This is a genomic window from Wohlfahrtiimonas larvae (genome assembly GCF_002006755.1).
Taxonomy (GTDB): Bacteria; Pseudomonadota; Gammaproteobacteria; order Cardiobacteriales; family Wohlfahrtiimonadaceae; genus Wohlfahrtiimonas; species Wohlfahrtiimonas larvae.
This window is the reverse complement of the sequence record NZ_MVDO01000063.1, coordinates 1-5,058: the sequence shown is the minus strand read 5'-3', so window position 1 is coordinate 5,058 and position 5,058 is coordinate 1. Positions and strand designations below refer to the sequence as shown.

Genomic DNA, 5,058 nt, shown 5'->3' with positions numbered 1-5,058 from the left:
CACTTGATTCAATCAAAGGGAAGGCAATGCCAAGTTCACATTGCACTTTGAATAGATCAACGACATGACGCCCACCTGTGATCATTGGGAATAATACACCTTTGAGTGTAATTTCATCGTTGCCTTTGCCCATGAATTGTAAGCTGTTACTTTTGCCCACGCGGTTGTTTTCAGCATATTTAAAAGTAGTGGTTTTCTCATACTCTTCATGTGGCATGGTTTTGACTGAAAAGGGGAACAAGCCCCACATCATTGAAATATTCATCAGTGAGCATCCTTTAATTCAGCATTAATCTTATGCTGTTTAAGTGTATCAGCCACTCTATCGCCTACAGCTTTTGGATCACCTGCACCATTAATAATGATCGTGTTGGTTTGGTGAATAGTTTGATTGGATTGTGTTGTTGGTGGTTGTGGTAATCTAGGACCAGATGGAACAGGAATATCCATCGGTTGAAATGGTTGATTTACGCCCATCGCTAATAGTTGCGTTGCTTCAGGTAAATTATTAAATTCACTGAATGTTAATCCTGTTTTGCCAAGAATATCCATGCGGTCATACATGTCAGTATTAGTTTTACCAACGATATTGTCATAAATACTCACAATGCCATTTAAGCCATTCATAATTAGTTCAATAGCACTTGAGAACCAATCAATGATTGGTGCGCCTACTTCTTTGAAGTCATTCCAAAAACGTTGGGCATTCATTGAGAGATCATCCCAATGACCTGATAAACGTAAAATTGTGCCATCCCAATTAGTAAGCAGATCATAGACTAATTTAAGCCCAGCGATAGATGTTGATGTTCCTGCTGACATCACATCCCAAACCAATTTTAATGCACCACCAATGCCAGGTATTTTTGCAAGTAAATTACCAACATCTTTTTGCATGATGCCAGCACCTTCTTGCCAGAACCAAACGAGCGTATCCCAATTTTTATACACGGCATAAATAGCAAAACCTAATGCAGCTAAAAACCAAAATACAGGATTTGTGAGCATAGCCATACCCATAGCTTTGATGCCTGTCGCCATTGTCATAAATAGTGTTGCTGATTTAGCAAATGCAGCACTAGCCAATAACACTTTGAATTTCATTGCAAATGCTACGATTAAAGCAAGACCTGAACCAATGGCTGTTAGGGATGCAATCCATCTAAAAGTTGGGGAGCTATTCCAAAGTTCCATGATCGCATCAAAATTATCATACAGCTGCATGCCCAAAAATACGGCAAGGGTTAGGGCAGTGATGATGGGATGTCCCACAAAAGCAAACTTCAATAAACCTGCTGCCATGGTAATACCACCAATTGCTGCGGTTAATGCGATAGCACTGCCAGTGATTTTGGATAAATTGCTGATTAATTCTGGATTCTTGGCTGTAAAATCATTGATTTGACGCATGATATCAGTTAAAGACTGTGTGATATTGCGTAAGCCTGCATTATTAGTGAAAAAGACAGAAATTCTAAATTCTTCCCATGCTGAATTTAGGTCTTTTATGTCACCTTTTAGATTATCTGCCATAACTGATGCAGCAACCTGAAGTTCATTTCTACTATATGCTGATGAAATATCATCAAATAAAGTACCATAGTTCTTATAAAAGTCACTTTCAACAAAAGTTGCCATTGCTGATGATGCTTCAATACCAGAAATAGCTGAAAGTAAACGCATTTTATCTGCGTTGCCAAGATTTTGGGTTTTGATAAACATTTCTTGAAAAATATCTGCTATTTTTCTTAAATTACCTTTGTCATCAGTAACTTTTATCTTTAATTCATCTAAGGCTTTTCTTGCGCCTGATGGTGGTGCAGCTAAACGTAATTGGATTTTACGCATCGAAGTACCTGCTTGATCTGCTTGTATCCCTACATTACCAAGTAAGCCAACCATTGCTAATGATTCATCAATAGACATTCCCAAGGATTTTGCAGAAGGTGCCATATATTTCATACTCTGCCCAAGCATTTCCATATCTACATTCGTTCGTGTAAATGCTGCGGATAATGAGTTGGCTACTTTTTCAGAATCTGATGCGGTTAAACCAAATGCTGTAAGAATATTAGAGTTAATATCAGCAGCTCTGTCAATTTCTAAACGACCAGCACGAGCAAGGTTTAGTGTACTTTCCATGGCTTGTATAATTTCTGTTGGTTTAAAACCTGCTTGTGCATAGAAAGCTTGACCGCCAGCAACTTGGGTAGCGCTTGCCCATGTTGTTTTACCTAAATCTCGCGCATTCTGGTTAAGTGCTTTCATTAAAGCATCATCTTTTTTTAAAAGAGTTAATGCTTGCACTCTGCTCATTGTCTCTTCAAAGTCAGCACCAACATTTAAAAATCTTGTTACACCATAACCTGCTCCCATAGCAGTCATGACTTTCATTGAACCATTCATCATCATCTGTTTGCCAGAACTGCGTGCATCACGTGTTCTAGCCCACAGTTTGATTTGTCGTTCTTGTCGAGCAATAGCTGCCGTTGTTAGGTCCATTTCTTTGCGAGTGCGTTGCATTTGTTCAAATTGGGCACGGTTGGCAGGCGCATTGTTTAATGTGCGTTGTAATTCTAATAAGCGTTTACGTTGAGCAGCGGCAGCTCTGCTAGTGTCATTGATTGCACCTTGTAAATTTCTGAGTGGCTTGGTTGCTTTATCTAAAGCCTCCAAACGTAACATTAATTTTAAATCTGCCATTATTGCTACTCCATACGTTCGCGTTCTTTATCATTGTGTTCTTTGGCACTTTCTAACCAAATGAGAAACTCTGATAAGCTCATCTCATTCATTTCACGCATAGAAATGAATGAGAATGTTAAGCCCAAGCCCTTCATCATCTCTTCACGATAAATCGGTGTAGGGAAGGGATCAGGGATTTTTAGCTCTGAATCTCTTCGCTTGATTCGCTCGCCGTTTCTGTAAAAAAACCTGCCACCGCAATGGAAATTTTGCCCAAGTCCGCAGCAGATAAACGATTGAGCATCGTATCTGTCAAAGTTGGCGTTGAAATTCGTGGCAACAATACAGATAATGTAGAGCCTTGACCCAATTGCAATAAGTTGATTGGTACATCACGCAATGCCAAAAGGTTGGGTTCACGCAATTCAATGCTTGTGATTTCTGTTTCGTTGACTTTCAACGGACGTTTTAATGTAACTGTTACATTTGCCATAATATTTTCCTTATTTACGTGCTAAATTATTTCTGCGTTGTTCAAGTACATCTATGCCGTTGATTCTGCGAACCATACCCATGATGTCCTCATAGTAGATTTCTACACCATTGAGTTTGTATTCAATGCGAGCAGGTGCGAATTTCACTGAGTTTTCACCCAATTCACCTGTGCTAGATTCACCTGGATCTGCTTCTTCCAATTGACCCCAAAATGTGGCTTCAAACGCTGACTCATTACAGGAATCACCATCTTTCAAAGAACCATAGATTTTGATGATCTGATCATCTGGCGTGCATGAATTAGATGTTAGCAAACCTAAATCTAAGCCTTTGGTTGTGAATTCTGCTGACCAATCTTCAGATTCACCCACTTTGACTTTTAAGCCACGAGTGAAGCCACCTGCCTTGAGCACTTCTAAAATTGGGCTATTTTTTGGTAATTTGAATTTTTCACATTTACCCGCATAATCTTCACCATTAAAAACAACGTCAAAGCCCATTAAAATTTTTGGTAATACAATGCCACTCACATTAACCTCCTAAAACGCTTTTCACGTATTCTTCTGTGATCATCACTTCAACTTCTGGTGATTCAACAGGTGGTGTTGGTGTGAACTTCACTGACCAAGCTGGCTTACCACTCATTAAATCATCCACGCTATTTTTTTCAGGGTTCAAGAAAATACGACCACCCAAAATTTTATTGGCCAACGTCAATGCTTCAAAATAGCTAACGCCACGAGCCTCAAAATCTTTCAATAACTTTCTTGTCATTGGCTTATCTTGCGTCATGTTTTTGAGCAAATTTGCACAGTCAAACGTCACAACTTGTGATGAACGAGTGAATACTTCAAAGTATTTATCACTGTCTGCTGCTGCACATGTACGATTGCCCCAAACACGATAACCATCATCACGTACTAAACAAGTGATGCCTTTTTCGTTCAAAGTATTGGCTTCTGTGCCATAGCCATTGATCGGGTTATATGTCACTGGCTTTGTTAAGCCTTGCACGTTTGACAATGCATTATTTGAAATAGATTGATGCCAACCAATTTCTTGATCCAATTTTGCACGTAAGCCCGCAATTTTAGCCACTGCATAAGTTTCAGTTGGTAAGCCAATATCAGGATTAAACGTGATGACATCACCATAAACAAGCATCATTTCATCGTATGCAAACTCTTCACGATATTTGATGGCTTCAGCAATATTTTCACAATGACTTGCACTGATATAAGTGAACCCTGCAAACTTCTTGGCATGTTCAGCCAAAGCAATGGCAACGCTTTTATCAGCATCATATTTTGGAATGATGAAAATACTAGGCAATAAACCTGTATCACCTGCCAATTCCAATGCTTTTAAACCTGTACGGCTATCATCAGCATTCAAGTTACCAATCACATTTGCTGTTGTTTCTTCTGCTGTTTCACCTTCTTCCACGCGCACTACGATCACATTTGTATTCACTTCTTCTTGAATACCGCGCAACACTTCTTTGAGTGTGCCTTTCGTACCTGCTTTTTTGATCGCTTCATCTAAGTTTGTGATCAAAGTGCATTGATCCAAAGGGAAGTACTCTGCATCTGCATCGCTTGCTGTACAAATAGTTGCAATGACTGCCGTTGATTTAGAACGTAATTCAATGTAGCCATCATTGCGATTAATCGCATGTACGCCATGTAAAAATTCACTCATTTGTTTTTCTCCTTTTGTTTAGCTGCTTTGGTATCTTCCAAGTAGCCAATGCGCACCAAATGATCCACTTGTTGATCTGTTAATACTGAAGGCTTAACGAACATTCCACCACGGCGGAAATGCTGTTGGCCAACTTTGAAATCACGTAAGATTTTCATGATTACTCCTTAGTTTTAA

Annotated in this window: 7 protein-coding genes; all 7 read right to left on the bottom strand. The window is 39.3% G+C overall.

Going from position 1 to position 5,058, the window contains the following annotated elements; all coding sequences use genetic code 11:
* A partial coding sequence (locus tag BZK14_RS04120; protein ID WP_171973636.1) for a phage tail protein occupies positions 1–265 on the bottom strand: 265 nt, incomplete at its 3' end.
* Positions 265–2,703, bottom strand: a complete 2,439-nt coding sequence (locus BZK14_RS04115) for a phage tail tape measure protein (RefSeq protein WP_077925310.1) — start codon at positions 2,701–2,703, stop codon at positions 265–267. The genes BZK14_RS04115 and BZK14_RS04120, both read right to left, overlap by 1 nt.
* Positions 2,704–2,708: 5 nt before the next feature.
* Positions 2,709–2,843, bottom strand: coding sequence for a hypothetical protein (locus BZK14_RS13570; protein ID WP_281249068.1), 135 nt, complete (start codon positions 2,841–2,843; stop codon positions 2,709–2,711).
* 41 nt (positions 2,844–2,884) lie between these two features.
* On the bottom strand, positions 2,885–3,178 hold the full coding sequence (locus tag BZK14_RS04110; RefSeq protein ID WP_077925309.1) for a phage tail assembly protein: 294 nt from the start codon (positions 3,176–3,178) through the stop codon (positions 2,885–2,887).
* A 10-nt stretch (positions 3,179–3,188) separates the two neighbouring features.
* Entirely contained in the window at positions 3,189–3,710 is a 522-nt protein-coding gene (locus BZK14_RS04105) for a phage major tail tube protein (protein ID WP_077925308.1), read from the bottom strand.
* 1 nt (position 3,711) lies between these two features.
* Positions 3,712–4,881, bottom strand: coding sequence for a phage tail sheath subtilisin-like domain-containing protein (locus BZK14_RS04100; RefSeq protein ID WP_077925307.1), 1,170 nt, complete (start codon positions 4,879–4,881; stop codon positions 3,712–3,714).
* The gene (locus tag BZK14_RS13230) at positions 4,878–5,039 is read right to left on the bottom strand and encodes a hypothetical protein (RefSeq protein WP_171973635.1); all 162 of its coding nucleotides are present in this window, start codon (positions 5,037–5,039) and stop codon (positions 4,878–4,880) included. Before BZK14_RS13230 ends, BZK14_RS04100 begins: the two co-directional genes overlap by 4 nt.
* Positions 5,040–5,058: the final 19 nt, after the last annotated feature.

Excerpts from the sequence above, each read along its gene's own strand:
- BZK14_RS13570 (WP_281249068.1), bottom strand. The coding sequence starts at position 2,843 with ATGATGAAGGGCTTGGGCTTAACATTCTCATTCATTTCTATGCGTGAA.
- BZK14_RS04110 (WP_077925309.1), bottom strand. The coding sequence starts at position 3,178 with ATGGCAAATGTAACAGTTACATTAAAACGTCCGTTGAAAGTCAACGAA.
- BZK14_RS04115 (WP_077925310.1), bottom strand. The coding sequence starts at position 2,703 with ATGGCAGATTTAAAATTAATGTTACGTTTGGAGGCTTTAGATAAAGCA.
- BZK14_RS13230 (WP_171973635.1), bottom strand. The coding sequence starts at position 5,039 with ATGAAAATCTTACGTGATTTCAAAGTTGGCCAACAGCATTTCCGCCGT.
- BZK14_RS04100 (WP_077925307.1), bottom strand. The coding sequence starts at position 4,881 with ATGAGTGAATTTTTACATGGCGTACATGCGATTAATCGCAATGATGGC.